We start from the raw sequence: 14,382 nt of genomic DNA, 5'->3' as shown, positions 1-14,382 counted from the left end.
CCGACGCTCCAAGGAGAATCCATGTCACTGGCAGGCAAGACCATCCTGATGTCCGGCGGCAGCCGCGGCATCGGACTCGCGATCGCGCTGCGTGCCGCGGCTGACGGCGCGAACATCGCGATGCTGGCGAAGACCGACACCCCGCATCCGAAGCTCGAGGGAACGGTGCACACGGCCGCCGACCAGATCAGGGCGGCGGGCGGTCAGGCGCTGCCGATCGTCGGGGACGTGCGCGACGACGACGACATCACCGAGGCCGTGCTCAAGACGCAGGGCGAGTTCGGCGGCATCGACATCGTCATCAACAACGCCAGCGTCATCGACCTCTCGCGCTCGCTCGACCTCGGCGCGAAGAAGTACGACCTGATGCAGGACGTGAACGTCCGCGGCACGTTCATGCTCTCGCGCGCGGCGGTGCCGATCCTCAAGGACGCCGAGAACCCCCACATCCTGTCGCTGTCGCCGCCCCTGAACCCCACACCGAAGTGGCTCGGTGCGCATACCGGATACACGCTCGCGAAGTTCGGCATGACGATGGTCACGCTCGGCCTTGCCGCGGAGTTCGCCCGCGACGGCATCGCCGCCAACACCCTGTGGCCGCGCACCACCATCGCCACCGCCGCGGTGCAGAACCTGCTCGGCGGCGACAAGGTCATGGCGGCGAGCCGCACGCCCGACATCTACGCCGACGCCGCCTATGCGGTGCTGCTCAAGCCCGCGGCCGAATACACCGGTCAGACCCTGATCGTCGAGGACGTGCTCGAGGCCGACGGCGTGACCGACTTCTCGCATTACGCCGCCGTCCCCGGCACTCCCGACGACCGATTGTTCCCCGACATCTTCCTCGACTGAGGCGGTCTTGCCGCGGGGAGCAGACGGTCAGAACAGCAGGTAGACGGCACCGGCGATCGTCAGCACGATCACGATGCGGTCGAACAGCACCTGGTTCATGCGCTTCGCGAGGCGGATGCCGCCCAGAGCGCCGAGCACCACGAGCGGCGCGAGCACGGCATCCATGAGCAGCACGTGGCCCTCGAAGAGGCCGAGGCCCGCGAGGAACGGGATCTTCACGAGGTTGATGATCGCGAAGAACCAGGCCGAGGTGCCGAGGAACACCTGCACGGGCGTGCGGGTGGCGAGGAAGTACATCGACATCACGGGTCCGCCCGCATTGGCGACCATGGTCGTGAAGCCACCGAGAGTGCCGTAGACGCCCGAGAGCACGATGCCTCCCGGTGCGGGCGACGCGGCATCCGCCCGGTCCTGCCGCCATCGCCGCCACAGGGTGACTGCGATCATCGCCAGCAGGATCACGCCGATCGCCCGACGCACGATGCCGTCGCCCGCGAGCGCGAGGAACGCGAAGCCGGCCAGCAGCCCTGCGAGTACGGCGGGCGCGAGGCGCAGCAGCGTCGGCCAGTGCGCGTGGCGGCGATAGGTGATCAACGCGAACACGTCGCCGACGATGAGCAGCAGGAGCATCGCGGCGGTCGACGTGCGCGCGGGGAGCACGGTCGCGAACAGTGCGATGGCCAGGATGCTGCCGCCGGGGAGCGCGGTCTTCGAGATGCCGATCGTGACGGCGGCGAGGCCGAGCGCCGCCCAGGCGAGGGGTGCGAGTTCGATCACCGGGTCATCGGCCGACTCAGCTGCGGGTCGCAGCGAGCGCCGCGGCGAAGCGGGCCGAGCGCTGTTCGATGTCGGCCCAGTCGGATGCAGCGAGCGAGGCGCCGTTCGCGAGGTCGCCGCCCGCTCCGACCGCCACGGCTCCGGCGCGGAACCAGTCGGCGAGGTTGTCGGGGCTGACGCCTCCTGTCGGCATCAGCGGAGCATCCGGGAACGGTCCGCGCAGCGCGCCGAGGTACGAGGGCCCGCCGAGGGACGCGGGGAAGATCTTGACCACGTCGACGCCGAGCTCGAGCGCGCCCATGACCTCGGTCGGGGTCATGGCACCTGTCATGACGACGCGGCCGGTCTCGAGCATCGCTCGGGTCAGAGCGGGCAGGGTTCCGGGGCTGACGAGGAACTCCGCACCGGCATCGGCGGCGAGGGCGGCCTGCTCGGCAGTCGTCACTGTGCCCGCGCCGATGTAGGCCGCGTCGCCGTGGCGCGCGATGAGTTCGCGGATCACCGCGGGGGCGTCGGGGGTCGAGAAGGTGACCTCGATGCCGGTCACGCCACCGCGGATGATCGCCTCGGACGCCTCGAGTGCGAGCTCGGGCGAGGGTGCGCGCAAGACGGCGAGGACGCCGGCGGAACGGACGCGGGAGAGGCGGTCGGGCATGGCGAAGACTCCTTCGATGGGGGATCGGCTCCATTCTCCCCGACCGCAGCCTGTAACTACAAGTGGCGCGGGTGTGGCCAGGCCTCGACGACGTCCTTCGCCTGCTTGAGGCCGAGCCCGGTGTGCTCCCTGACCAGCTTGATCGCCTGGATCTTCTGCTCGGCGGCGATGAGCTTGTCGACCTCGGAGGCGACGGACGCCGGCAGCGCGCCCCGCACCGACGACGGCGTCGCCGTGATCGACGAGTGGGCGGCCGAGGCGTTCGAGACGGCCGCGAGGTGCGGTGCCGTGGTGCTGACGGACCAGTGGTCGATCCGGTCCTTGGCCTCCTGCAGGCGCACGCCCGTGTGCTGCCGGTAGAGCTTGATCGCGTGGATCTTCTGCCCGGCGGCGACGAGACGATCGATCTCGGCGATCGCCGCAGGCGTCAGCTGCGATGCCGAGGCGGTCGACGTCGAAGCGGATGCCACGGATCGGGCCATCGTCGGCGACGGGGTGAACACGTGCGGCTCCGGTGCCTTCGGGCGCATCGAGCGCAGGGCGGCGCCGATGATCACCACGCCCACGACGACAGCTGCGATGACCGCGCCGACAGCGATGATGATGTCCATGGGGTCAGTCTAGGGACGCCGGGGCCGGCGCCCCAGGCGCTTCCCACCCGGCACCGCGTACCCTGGAGGTATGACCGAGACTCCCCGCACGCGCGAGACGCGCCCCGCCACGGCACCCGCGTCGTCCCGTTCGGGGGCAGTCCGCTCGACCGGCACCCCGCAGGTGCGTCCTGCGACCGAGGGATGGACGCAGCAGAAGGATGCCGAGGGGCGGCCGCTGCTGCAGTTCGCGAGCCCGAAGCGCGGCAAGCCGCCGGTGCATCTCGCCGACCTCACGCCCGCCGAGCGCGTCGAGAAGGTCAAGGAGCTCGGCCTGCCCGGCTTCCGCGCGAAGCAGCTCTCGACCCACTACTTCCGGCACTACACGTCGGATGCTGCGGAGATGACGGATCTTCCGGCCGACACCCGGGAGCAGCTCGTCGCCGGCATGCTGCCGCCGCTGCTCACCGAGGTGCGCCGCCTGGAGACCGACCGCGGCGACACGATCAAGTTCCTCTGGCGTCTGCACGACGGCGCGCTGGTCGAGTCGGTTCTCATGCGCTATCCGGGCCGCATCACCCTGTGCGTCTCGTCGCAGGCCGGGTGCGGCATGAACTGCCCGTTCTGCGCCACCGGCCAGGCGGGTCTCACCCGCAACATGTCGACCGCCGAGATCATCGAGCAGATCGTCCGCGCCAACCGCCTGATCGCCGAGGGCGGTCTCGGCGGCAAGAAGGCCGACGACCACTCGATGGAGCGCGTGTCGAACATCGTCTTCATGGGCATGGGTGAGCCGCTCGCCAACTACAAGCGCGTGATGGATGCGGTGCGCTCGATGGTCGCGCCCCAGCCCGACGGCCTGGGCATGAGCGCGCGCGGCATCACGGTGTCGACGGTCGGACTCGTGCCGGCCATCAAGAAGCTCGCCGACGAGGGCATTCCCGTCACCTTCGCGCTGTCGCTGCACGCACCGGATGACCACCTGCGCGACGAGCTCATCCCGGTGAACTCCCGCTGGAAGGTCGACGAGGCGCTCGACGCCGCCTACGACTACTACGCCAAGACCGGCCGCCGTGTCTCGATCGAGTACGCGCTGATCAAGGACATGAACGACCACGCCTGGCGCGCCGACCTGCTCGCCGACAAGCTCAACGAGCGCGGCCGCGGCTGGGTGCACGTCAACCCGATCCCGCTGAACCCGACGCCCGGCTCGATCTGGACGTCGTCCGAGCCCTCGGTGCAGAACGAGTTCGTGCGCCGCCTCAACGACGCAGGCATCCCGACGACCCTCCGCGACACTCGCGGCAAGGAGATCGACGGTGCCTGCGGTCAGCTCGTCGCGACGACCGAAGACGAGGCTGCCTCCGCCGCCATGGCCTGAGGGCCGGTGCCGCGATCGCGAAGGCCGTCGCGGCGACCGAGAGTCTCGGCGCGCGACAGCCACGACTCGATGCGCGCGGGGCTCGCGTCCTTGGCGCCCAGCATCCGCGTGGTGCGCACCGAGCGGATGCCGCAGAACCTCATCGTCCCGCGGGCGACGTGCGTCTGTGCGGGGAGCCCCGTGAAGGGCGTGAGGAACCACGGGGTGTCCGCCAGCAGGAACAGGCGTCCGTTCGCGGCCGTCAACAGGCCTTCGGGCATCCCGAGCTTCGAGTACCGGTACTCCTGCTGCGGCAGCAGCGCCCGATCGAAGAACCCCTTCAGCAGCGCGGGCACCGACCCCCACCAGAGCGGGGTGAACACCACGACCGTCCGTGCTTCGGCCAGTGCGCGCTTCGCGTCGATCAGGTCGGGCTCGAGCTGCATGCGCCGGCGGTAGCCGAAGCGCAGCGACGGATCGAAGTCGAGATCGCGCAGAGCGAGGACACGGGCGTCGCCATGCGCGGCGGCATAGCGTCGGGCCAGTTCTGCGGTGAGAGATCCGGCATCGGGGTGGCCGTCGATGATCAGTGCGGATGACATGTGCGCTCCTATGTTGACAGTGTCAAGCAGTGGTGGACACTGTCAAGATAAGCAACAATGTTGCTTGTGTCAAGTTACCGATCCGGCTATCACCACGGTGACCTCGCCCACGCCCTCGAGGCGGCGGCGATGCAGCTGCTCGCCGAGAAGCCCGCGGGGGAGATCAGCCTGCGCGAGGTCGCCCGCGCCGCCGACGTGAGCCATAACGCCCCGTACCACCACTTCTCCGACCGGCGCGGTCTGCTCAAGGTCCTCGCCGAGCGCAGCATGGCCGACCTGGTGGCCGCGGTGCGCGGCGGGATCGAGGAGGCGCCGGACTCCGCATCCGCCGTGATCGAAGGCGGTGCCGCGTACATCCGCTACGCGGTCGAGCATCCGCACGGCTTCGACGTGATCTACGACCCGACGGTGTGCATCCCCGGTGAGCCGAGCGAGACCATGGCCCCCCTGATCGATGAACTCGAGCAGCTGCTGTCGGAGGCGTCCGTGGCGGCGGGCCTCGACGCGCAGAGCGTCACCGGAGTGTGGGGCCTCGTGCACGGACTCGGAACGCTGTGCGCCGCCGGACATTTCTCGCTCGACGACGCGCTCGCCGCGAGCGCCGATGCGCTCGTCCGCATGCTGCCGCGCTGACCCTGACGAGGCCCGCGGAGGCGGAAACACAGGGTTCGTGCACGTTTTCCACAGGCGACATTTCGTAGATTGTCGGAATGCCCTATTCCGCTCACCGCCCAGGACGGTTCGATTCGCAGGGTCGGATCATCCTCGACAGCGACCCGAACGCTGACACGGACGACCTCGACTTCCTGCGCGCGTACGAGCCCACGGGCGCCGATCTGCCGCAACCGCAGCAGGCACCCGAGGTGCCCGATGCGCCGGAGCAGGAGCAGGATGCCGCGGCATCCGCCCGTCCCGTGCGTGAGCCCAAGCCCCGGCGTCAGCCGCGCGAGCGCGCACCGCGCGTGCCGGGGTCGCGTCTGCGCAAGCTCGCCATCCTCGGCGGAGCCGAGGGCGAGATCCTCGACCGCGTCCCCGGCGAGACCCCGCGCTTCGTGCAGATGTTCTTCGTGCTGGCTGGAACCGCACTGGTCTCGGCGATCTCCATGCTGTTCGCACTGACCACGGGCGTGCAGGCCGCGATCTGGCTGGCCGTGCCGCTGGCGGTCGTCTGGGCGCTCATCATCTTCAACCTCGATCGCTTCCTCACCTCGACCATGACGTCGACCCGCAACGTCTGGAAGCTCATCGGCCTCGCGATCCCACGTGTGATCATGGCCGCGATCATCGGCTTCGTCGTCGCCGAGCCGCTCGTGCTGCAGATCTTCCACAACGACATCGCGCGCGAGGTCGCCTCGACGAACATCACCCAGGCGCAGGCCGACCAGGATGCACTCGAGACCGGCCCCGAGAAGAAGGCGCTCGACGCCGCATCCGACCGCGTCGCCGAGCTCGAGAACCAGGCGGCGACCGGAATCGTCGCCGGCACCGACTCGTCGTCGGCGACCGAATCGGCCGCGCAGGCCACGGTCGACGACCTCACGGCCAAGATGACCGAGCAGCAGGCCGTGATCGACCAGGCCCGCATCCTCTACCAGTGCGAGCTCACCGGCGAAGGTGCAGGCACGGTTCCCGGCTGCACCGGTGTGAACGGCGAGGGCGCGAGCTCGGATGCCGCCCAGGCCCAGCTCGCCGAGGCGCAGCAGACCTACGACGCGCTCGCCGCGCAGCTGCGCACCGCCAACGAAGAGCTGGCAGCCGCGGGCACCGCCGCCAAGGAGAACACCAGCACGTCGGAGTCGCAGAACCGTGAAGAGGCGCAGTCTCAGCTGCCCGCCGCGCGCGACAGCTATGACACCGCGCTCGCCGCGTACAACGCGCGCGCCGAATCGGTGGCGTCCGGCAACGCGGGCGCGATCGGTCTGCTCAGCCAGATCAGCGGTCTGAACAGGCTCAGCGAGAAGGAGCCGACGATCCTGTGGGCGCACATCCTCATCGCCGCACTGTTCTTCATGATCGAGCTGCTGCCCGTGCTCGTGAAGGTGCTCACCTCCTACGGCGACCCGTCGCTCTACGAGAAGGCCGTGGCGATCCGCAAGCAGGTGGCGCTCGACAAGGTGACCGCCGAGGGGTTCCGCGACCGCGCGGCGATCGTCACCGTGCAGTCGCAGGGGATCCAGGCGGATGCCGGATCAGGCGAACCGCAGACCCGCGCCGAGCGCAAGGAGGCCGCGCAGGCCGCCGAAGAGCGTGACGCGGCGCAGGAGCGCGAGCTCGCCGAGAAGCGCGCCCAGGCGCAGACCCTCGCCGAGCAGGAGCAGCTGGTCGAACCGCGCGTCTGACCGCCTGCAGCGTTGGTTCCGATTGCAGTCGGTGCCGTCTGGTCATGCCGGGTGGATGCCCGCTGGGTGGCACCGGTGTCGCGTGGCGGGAGTATCGGGCTGCTCTCAGCGAGCGCCTTTAGCGTGACGGCATGAGAAGACGGCGTCAGACGATCATCGTGTCCACGGTCGGAGTGGCCGTCGTGGTCATCTACGCCGGCCTGGCCGCACTGCAGATCCTCGTGTTCACACCGCTTGCCGCGGCGCCAGGACTCTCTCTCGCAGAGGTCAAGGCCGAGATGCACAGTGCAGGAGAGTCGCTGAACGAGGCCAGTACGATCTCCATCCTCGCGATCGGCCCGCTGATCGCCGTGGTCGTCGCCGCGATCGCGGTGAGAGCTCGCGCACACCCCGCGATTCCGGCCATCACGCTTCTCAGCGTTCTGATGTTGGGCGGGCCAGGGCTCTTCGTCGCGTCCTTCGGACCCGGCATGGGGATGGCGGACACCTTCATGGTGGCGGGCGGGATCTTCCTCCCGGGGGTGATGCCGTTCTTCGTCGTCAGCGTGATCGCGGGGGTAGCCCTGACGGTGGGGGTGATCCTGGCGGCGACACTCGCGAGAGGGCGTGCGCGTCCGGAGCCGGCCTCGCGTCCGTCGGTCTGAGACCGGTCACGGAGATCCGGGCCCGGCGCCTGCCACGGCCGGTAGCGTTATGGCATGGTCAACTATCGCTATCTCGGCAACAGCGGTCTCAAGGTCTCTGAGATCACCTACGGCAACTGGGTCACGCACGCTTCGCAGGTCGGCGACGACGCCGCCGTCAAGACGGTGCACGCGGCGCTCGACGCCGGCATCACCACATTCGACACCGCAGACACCTACGCGAACACCGCGGCAGAGGTCGTGCTCGGCAAGGCGCTCGAGGGTCAGCGCCGCGAGGGTCTCGAGATCTTCACGAAGGTCTACTTCCCGACCGGCCCCAAGGGTCCGAACGACACCGGGCTGAGCCGCAAGCACATCCTCGAATCGATCAACGGCTCGCTGACGCGACTCGGCACCGACTACGTCGACCTCTACCAGGCGCACCGTTTCGACTACGAGACTCCGCTCGAGGAGACGTTCCAGGCGTTCGCCGACGTCGTCCGCCAGGGCAAGGCCCTCTACATCGGCGTCTCGGAGTGGACGGCCGAGCAGCTGCGCGAGGGGCACGCCCTCGCGAAGCAGCTCGGCGTGCAGCTGATCTCGAACCAGCCGCAGTACTCGATGCTGCACCGTGTGATCGAGGGCAAGGTCGTGCCCGCATCAGAGGAGCTCGGCATCTCGCAGATCGTCTGGTCGCCGATGGCGCAGGGCGTGCTGTCGGGCAAGTACCTGCCGGGTCAGCCGGTTCCCGAGGGCTCCCGCGCGACGGATCCGCACAGCGGCTCCGACTTCATCAAGGGGTTCCTGCAGGACGACATCCTCACCGCCGTGCAGAAGCTCAAGCCGATCGCCGAGCAGGCCGGTCTGTCGATGCCGCAGCTCGCGATCGCCTGGGTGCTGCAGAACCCGAACGTCGCCGCAGCTCTCGTCGGAGCCTCGCGCCCCGAGCAGCTCGCCGAGACGGTCAAGGCCTCGGGCGTGACGCTCGACGCCGACACGCTCGCGGCGATCGACACCGCACTGGGCGACACGGTCAACCGCGATGCAGAGGCCACCTACTCGGTGTCGCCGAAGGCCCGCCTGGTCTGACGGATGCATGACGAAGGCCGCCGTCCCTGAGGGGCGGCGGCCTTCGTCATATCCGGACGCGCTTACTCCTTGACGGCGCCGGCGGTCAGGCCCTGCACGATCCAGCGGCTCGCGAGTGCGAACATCACCATGGTCGGCAGGATCGTCAGCACGGCTGCGGCGCTCATCGAGCCCCAGTCGATGTTGAACGTCGAGATGAACCCGTTCAGCGCCGACGGCACGGTGCGGTTCTCGTCGGTGTTCATCAGCACGACCGACAGGAACAGCTCGTTCCAGCAGTTGACGAAGTTGAAGATGAAGGCCGCGATGATGCCCGGGGTCATCACCGGCACGAGCACTCGGAACAGCGCGCCGAATCGCGAGCATCCGTCGATCATCGCCGCCTCTTCGAGCGCGTCCGGCACGTTCTCGAAGAAACCGCGCAGCATGACCGTGGAGAACGGGATGCAGACCGCGATGTACACGAGGATCAGGCCGGGCTTGGTGTCGACGAGGCCCAGGTCGGTCATCATCGAGTACAGCGGGCCCAGCGCGATGAACGCGGGGATCATCTGCGTGAGCAGGAACGCCACCAGCACCGTCCCCTTGCCGCGGAACTCGAAGCGCGCGATCACATAGGCGCTGAGCAGAGCGATGAGCGTCGCGACCGCACCCGCGATCGTCGCCACCAGAGCCGAGTTGCCGAGGAAGACCCCGAACGAGCTCTGCTCGAACAGGCTCACGTAGTTGTCGAGCGACGGCTCGCTGGGCCAGTACTCGATCGGGAAGGAGTTGATCGTTCCCGGCGACTTGAACGACGTCAGCGCGATCCAGTACAGCGGGAAGAGCGTGATGACGAGCCAGAGGGCGAGACCGACGACGCGCACGACGCCGCCGACCGAGACCTTGCGCTTCGGACGCGGTGCTTTCGCGATGTCGGGGACGGTGAGACGCCGGGTCTCGGTGACCGTGGTTCCGGTGATGGTCATCGCTGGACCCTCCGCATCGCCATGAGGTAGAACGCGCAGAACACGAACAGGAACGCGACGACGATGAGTCCGATGGCGCTCGCGATGCCGTAGTTGCCCTGCTGCGTGTAGTTGATCATCCACGTCGTGATGATGTGGGTCTGGTTCGCCGGCCCGCCGTTGGTCATCGCGTAGATGATGTCGGGGAAGTTGAAGATCCAGATGATGCGCAGCAGGATCGTCAGCAGCAGCGTCATCGAGATGTACGGGATGATGATCGAGAACAGCTGACGCACCTTGCCTGCGCCGTCGAGGCTCGCGGCCTCGAGCATCTCATCGGGCACGGACTGCAGAGCCGCGAGGATCATGATCGCGAAGAAGGTCACGCCGTACCAGATGTTGGCGACGATGACCGCGAACATCGCGAGCTTCGGATCCGCCAGCCAGGGCAGCGGGGCGTCGATCAGGCCGGCCTTCATGAGCAGGTCGTTCACGACGCCGAACTCGGCGTTGAACATCCAGCGGAACAGCATCCCGATCAGGAAGCCCGAGACGGCCCACGGGAAGAACACGAGCGCCTGGTAGAGGCCGCGGAAGCGGAAGCGCTTGCGCAGGGCGAGCGCGATCAGGAAGCCGATCACGAGCTGAGGCACGAGCGAGCCGACGACCCACAGGACGGAGTTCCAGGCGACGATCGGGAAGGCGGGGTCCTGGAAGACGGTGACGAAGTTGTCGAAACCCACCCACGGGGTGGAGGTGAGATCCCACAGGTTCCAGTCGTGGAAGGCCATGCGTGCGCCCTGCAGCATCGGCCAGTAGGTGAACCAGCACACGAACACGATCGCCGGGGCCATGAAGGCCAGCAGCGTCAGCGCGTGGCGGCCACGGAAGGGGCGGCGCCGGCGGGATGCCGGGGAGGCCCCGCCGGCGGTGCCGACGGAGCCCCCTTCGAGAGTGGTCCGGGTCACGGATCAGCCCTTTTCCGCAGCGTACTTCTCGGTCCAGAAGGTGTCCCACGACTCGAGCAGCTCGGTGGTCGACATGTTGCCGAGCAGCACGTTCTGCACGTCCTGGTCGGACTTCTGGATCCATTCGGTCCACCAGCTGACGCCGCGAGGCTGCTTGACGTTGACGTAGGTCTCGGGGTCCTCGGTCATCGTGACGTAGCTCGTCCACGGGCCCGAGGAGTAGAACTCGTCATCGGCTGCCTCGGAGATGATCGGCACGAGGCTGTTGGCCTGCGCGAACTCGGTGGCCGGCTCGGCCGACGAGAGGAACTCGACGAGCTTGACCGCGGCATCCTGGTGCTCGCTGTTCTCCGCGACGCCCCAGCCGGCGACGGCCAGCGGCTGCGCGGCCTTGCCCGACGGGCCGACGAGCAGCGGGGCGGTGTCCCACTGATCCTCGGTCAGAGAGGAGTCCTGCACGGTCGCGATGACCTCGGGGTCCTGCAGCAGGAACGCCGTGGTGCCGTTGGTGAAACCGGCGACCATCTCGGGGTAGCCCCACGACACGGCGGACGGCGGCGACGCCTCCTTGAAGAGGTCGAAGTAGTCGTCGACGGCTTCCTGCGCCTCGGGAGCGGCGAAGATCGTCGACCCGTCCTCCATCAGGAAGGCGTCATCGACGTCGAGGCCGTCGATCGTGTAGGCCTCGATAGCCGCGACCACATTGCTGTTCGCGTTCTGGCCACCGCGGAACGCGTAGCCGTAGATGTTGTTCGCGGGGTCCTGGATGGCGCTGGCCTGCTCGAGCAGATCCTTCCAGCTGTGCGGCGGGCCGTCGAAGCCCGCCTCCTCGACGAGGTCGGTGCGATAGAAGAGCGAGAGGCCGTAGAAGCCGTAGGGCACGAAGTAGCTCTTGCCGTCTGCGGCCACGGACGCGGACTGCGCGTTGTCGGTGAGGGCATCCCAGCCGTCCCACTTCTCGAGGTCGGCCGAGATGTCGTGCAGCCAGCCGTTGTTCGCGAACGGTCCGACGGTGATGTCGCGGACCTCGAGGACGTCGACGCCCTTGCCCGACTGCAGCATCTGCTGGATCTTCGCGTCGGCCTGCTCGGTGGGCGGCGAGACGAGCTTGACCTTGATGTCGGGGTTCTCCTTCTCGAAGTCGTCGAGGAGTCCGCGCAGCAGGTCGGTGCGGGCAGGATTGGTCAGGCTCTCGACCATCTGCAGGGTGACGGTGCCGTCGGCGGACTCGCCGCCGCCTGCGGAACAGCCGGTGAGCGCGAGTGCGGCGACGGTGCCGATTCCCGCGGCGGTCGTCAAGATTCTGTTCTTCTTCACGAGGTGCCTCTCAGTTGGTGATGGTGGTGGGTCGGGTGGTGGGTGGAGGGGTGGGTCGGGTCAGGAGACGATGATGGAGTCGGCGGTGCGGATGCCGGCACGGCGGAGGATCTGCGGGATGCAGCGCTCGACGAAGGCCTCGAAGTCGGACGCCTCTGTGTAGAGGTGCGCCGACAGGCGGAAGTAGCCGACGCCGCGGAAGCTGGTGAACGCGGTCTCGACGCCGGTCTCGTCGAGCAGGTCCATGCGCAGGGCATCGGCCTCTTCGCGGGTCGAGCCGAGTCCGAGCGGCAGACGCACGAGTCGCATCGACGGCACGGGCGAGGGCAACGGAGTGAGGGGGTCTTCGTCGCCGTAGGGGCGCAGGCCCTCGGCGATGATCTCGGCCCCGGCATCCGCCATCTGCGCCATCGCCTGGCGGGCGTTGTGCCACCCGAACTCGGACTCGATGAACTCGATCGACGCCGGGGTGGCGAGATAGGTCGTCGCGTCGATCGTGCCCTGGGTGTCGAAGCGCTCGGGGTATGGCTCGTTCGCCGCCCACGAGTCGATGAGCGGCCACAGGTCGTCGCGGTCGGGGGCGTTCGTGACGAGCAGGGCGGAACCGCGCGGGGCGCAGGGCCACTTGTGCAGGTTGCCGAACCACCAGTCGCCGCCGGCGACCGCGGCGGCATCGGCGACGAGACCGGGAGCATGAGCGCCGTCGACGAGGGTGCGGATGCCCCGTTCCGCCGCGAGCTCGGCGATGCGCCGGGTCGGCAGCATCCGCGCGGTCGGCGAGGTGATCTGGTCGACCACGATCAGGCGGGTGGCCGGAGTGAGTGCGTCGGCGAAGCGCTGCACGACCTCGTCGTCGGAGGCGAGCAGCGGCAGCTCGACGGCGCGGACGGATGCTCCGAAGCGGCGGGCCAGGCGCTGCGCGCCCATGGTGATCGCTCCGTAGCCCTGGTCGGTGACGAGGATCTCGTCGCCGCGCTCGAGGTGCAGGGCGTTGTAGACGACGGTCGCGGCGGCGGAGGCGTTCGGGACGAAGACGCTGTCTTCGGCATGGGCGCCGAGGAACGGAGCCGTGCGCTCGCGAGCGTCGCGCACCCGCTCGGCGATGCGGGGGAACCACTCGACCGGGCTGAGGTCGGCGCGACGTCGCAGGGCATCCTGCTGCTCGACGACGGCCGTGGGGACCGCGCCGAACGAGCCGTGGTTCAGGTGGATCACGTCGGGATCGAGCGGCCACGCATCACGGGCTCGGATGCCGGAGTTCAGCGTGAGCGGTGCGGGGAAGAGTGGTGCGGGCATCGGTCCTCGTCGGTGCAGTGGGGGAGTTGTTGCACAACTTTGCCACACGGCTTTCGAAATGGCTACGAAAAGGCGAGGATGAAACATAGTTGTCATACGAATTTGACGAAGGGTCTGCGTCCGACAGACTCAGCAGGGGATCGGGCGGTGTCAGGAGGATGACGATGAGCGCACTGGACACAGCGCTGCACGGGCTGCGCGCGCTGATCGCGGACGGCGAGCTGCGCCCCGGCGACCGTCTGCCGAGCGAGGGTGAGCTGTGCGAGACGCTCGGCGTCTCACGCGGATCGCTGCGCGAAGCCATCCGCATGCTGGCCGCCCTCGGTGTGCTCGAGACCCGGCACGGCTCGGGCAGCTACGTCAGCGAGCTGCGCGCCGCCGACCTGATCGGCAGCCTCTCTCTCACGGTCGGACTCCTGCCCATGGCCGGGGTGCTCGAACTGACGGAGCTTCGCCGGGTGCTCGAGCCCCACGCGGCTGCGCTCGCCGCGGCCCGCATCGACGCCGCCACGATCGAGACGCTCAGCGGCGTGCTCGATGAGATCGAGGCGAGCGACGACTTCGAGGACCACTCCCGCCTCGACCACGCCTTCCACATGACGATCTCGGAGGTCGCCGGCAACGACGCGCTCACGAGCCTGATCGACGTGCTGCGCTCACGCTCGCGGGCCTATCGGATCCCGGATGCCGGCGACGCCGCCGAACTCAAGCTCCACTCGGATGCCGGGCACCGGGCGATCCTCCGCGGACTCGCGGCGGCGGACCCGGTCGCGGCGTCGGCTGCGGCATCCGCCCACGTGGCTCAGACCGAGTACTGGGTGCGCCGGTACACCGATACGGATCTGCGCGCCGAAGGATCGTCCGTCGAGTCGCCCTGAGTGACGACGATCGCCCTCGCCCTCTCATTTCTCCCGTTCTGCACAGTTCGCCTCGGTCTGCACGGGCGTGCGGTCGCCTCGGGGGCCGT

Annotated in this window: 15 protein-coding genes; 7 read left to right on the top strand and 8 right to left on the bottom strand. The window is 68.6% G+C overall.

The features are described from left to right. The first annotated feature begins 21 nt into the window (after positions 1–21). Positions 22–852 (top strand): NAD(P)-dependent oxidoreductase, encoded by an 831-nt coding sequence (locus ACIPV5_RS00515; RefSeq protein ID WP_053097980.1) that lies wholly within the window; start codon positions 22–24, stop codon positions 850–852. Positions 853–879: 27 nt separating this feature from the next. Here ACIPV5_RS00515 and ACIPV5_RS00510 read toward each other — a convergent pair whose 3' ends face one another. Genes ACIPV5_RS00510 through ACIPV5_RS00500 form a run of 3 tightly spaced genes read right to left on the bottom strand, consistent with a single transcriptional unit; the run spans position 880 to position 2,895 of the window. After that, positions 880–1,629 (bottom strand): sulfite exporter TauE/SafE family protein, encoded by a 750-nt coding sequence (locus ACIPV5_RS00510; protein WP_053097979.1) that lies wholly within the window; start codon positions 1,627–1,629, stop codon positions 880–882. A 16-nt stretch (positions 1,630–1,645) separates the two neighbouring features. Continuing rightward, positions 1,646–2,284 carry a bifunctional 4-hydroxy-2-oxoglutarate aldolase/2-dehydro-3-deoxy-phosphogluconate aldolase gene (locus ACIPV5_RS00505; RefSeq protein WP_400338899.1) on the bottom strand — a complete coding sequence of 213 codons (639 nt, stop codon included), beginning with the start codon at positions 2,282–2,284 and terminating at the stop codon, positions 1,646–1,648. 56 nt (positions 2,285–2,340) lie between these two features. After that, on the bottom strand, positions 2,341–2,895 hold the full coding sequence (locus tag ACIPV5_RS00500; protein WP_400338896.1) for a ribosomal protein L7/L12: 555 nt from the start codon (positions 2,893–2,895) through the stop codon (positions 2,341–2,343). Positions 2,896–2,965: 70 nt separating this feature from the next. Between ACIPV5_RS00500 and rlmN the strand changes: the two genes are divergently transcribed. Continuing rightward, positions 2,966–4,255 (top strand): 23S rRNA (adenine(2503)-C(2))-methyltransferase RlmN, encoded by a 1,290-nt coding sequence (gene rlmN, locus ACIPV5_RS00495; protein WP_171821948.1) that lies wholly within the window; start codon positions 2,966–2,968, stop codon positions 4,253–4,255. On the opposite strand, the gene ACIPV5_RS00490 is transcribed toward rlmN, so the two are convergent. Further along, positions 4,204–4,836, bottom strand: coding sequence for an NAD(P)H-dependent oxidoreductase (locus ACIPV5_RS00490; protein WP_400338892.1), 633 nt, complete (start codon positions 4,834–4,836; stop codon positions 4,204–4,206). The genes rlmN and ACIPV5_RS00490 overlap by 52 nt on opposite strands. Before the next feature lie 66 nt (positions 4,837–4,902). Here ACIPV5_RS00490 and ACIPV5_RS00485 point away from each other — a divergent pair, with 66 nt between their 5' ends. The 4 genes from ACIPV5_RS00485 (at position 4,903) to ACIPV5_RS00470 (ending at position 8,887) form a co-directional block, all read left to right on the top strand. Beyond that, entirely contained in the window at positions 4,903–5,469 is a 567-nt protein-coding gene (locus ACIPV5_RS00485) for a TetR/AcrR family transcriptional regulator (RefSeq protein WP_400338889.1), read from the top strand. Positions 5,470–5,546: 77 nt separating this feature from the next. Beyond that, the gene (locus tag ACIPV5_RS00480) at positions 5,547–7,175 is read left to right on the top strand and encodes a DUF4407 domain-containing protein (RefSeq protein WP_400338887.1); all 1,629 of its coding nucleotides are present in this window, start codon (positions 5,547–5,549) and stop codon (positions 7,173–7,175) included. Between the two features lie 131 nt (positions 7,176–7,306). Then, a complete protein-coding gene (locus tag ACIPV5_RS00475) occupies positions 7,307–7,819 on the top strand; it encodes a hypothetical protein (RefSeq protein ID WP_295105388.1) in 513 nt (170 codons plus the stop codon). 54 nt (positions 7,820–7,873) lie between these two features. Further along, complete coding sequence (locus ACIPV5_RS00470; protein WP_053097972.1) at positions 7,874–8,887, top strand: aldo/keto reductase family protein; 1,014 nt, start codon at positions 7,874–7,876, stop codon at positions 8,885–8,887. A gap of 62 nt (positions 8,888–8,949) precedes the next feature. Here the strand turns inward: ACIPV5_RS00470 and ACIPV5_RS00465 are convergent, their stop codons facing one another. The 4 genes from ACIPV5_RS00465 to ACIPV5_RS00450 are packed head-to-tail and all read right to left on the bottom strand — an operon-like array spanning position 8,950 to position 13,415. After that, complete coding sequence (locus ACIPV5_RS00465; RefSeq protein WP_201778457.1) at positions 8,950–9,855, bottom strand: carbohydrate ABC transporter permease; 906 nt, start codon at positions 9,853–9,855, stop codon at positions 8,950–8,952. Next, positions 9,852–10,802 (bottom strand): carbohydrate ABC transporter permease, encoded by a 951-nt coding sequence (locus ACIPV5_RS00460; protein WP_053097971.1) that lies wholly within the window; start codon positions 10,800–10,802, stop codon positions 9,852–9,854. Before ACIPV5_RS00460 ends, ACIPV5_RS00465 begins: the two co-directional genes overlap by 4 nt. A gap of 3 nt (positions 10,803–10,805) precedes the next feature. Then, the gene (locus ACIPV5_RS00455; protein WP_053097970.1) at positions 10,806–12,119 is read right to left on the bottom strand and encodes a sugar ABC transporter substrate-binding protein; all 1,314 of its coding nucleotides are present in this window, start codon (positions 12,117–12,119) and stop codon (positions 10,806–10,808) included. A gap of 60 nt (positions 12,120–12,179) precedes the next feature. Further along, the gene (locus tag ACIPV5_RS00450; protein ID WP_053097969.1) at positions 12,180–13,415 is read right to left on the bottom strand and encodes an aminotransferase class V-fold PLP-dependent enzyme; all 1,236 of its coding nucleotides are present in this window, start codon (positions 13,413–13,415) and stop codon (positions 12,180–12,182) included. Positions 13,416–13,579: 164 nt separating this feature from the next. Between ACIPV5_RS00450 and ACIPV5_RS00445 the strand changes: the two genes are divergently transcribed. Beyond that, the gene (locus ACIPV5_RS00445; RefSeq protein WP_053099265.1) at positions 13,580–14,293 is read left to right on the top strand and encodes a FadR/GntR family transcriptional regulator; all 714 of its coding nucleotides are present in this window, start codon (positions 13,580–13,582) and stop codon (positions 14,291–14,293) included. Positions 14,294–14,382 lie beyond the last annotated feature (89 nt).

Source organism: Microbacterium sp. NPDC090014, from assembly GCF_044748285.1.
Lineage (GTDB): Bacteria > Actinomycetota > Actinomycetes > Actinomycetales > Microbacteriaceae > Microbacterium.
This window is presented reverse-complemented; position numbering and strand designations above follow the sequence as displayed.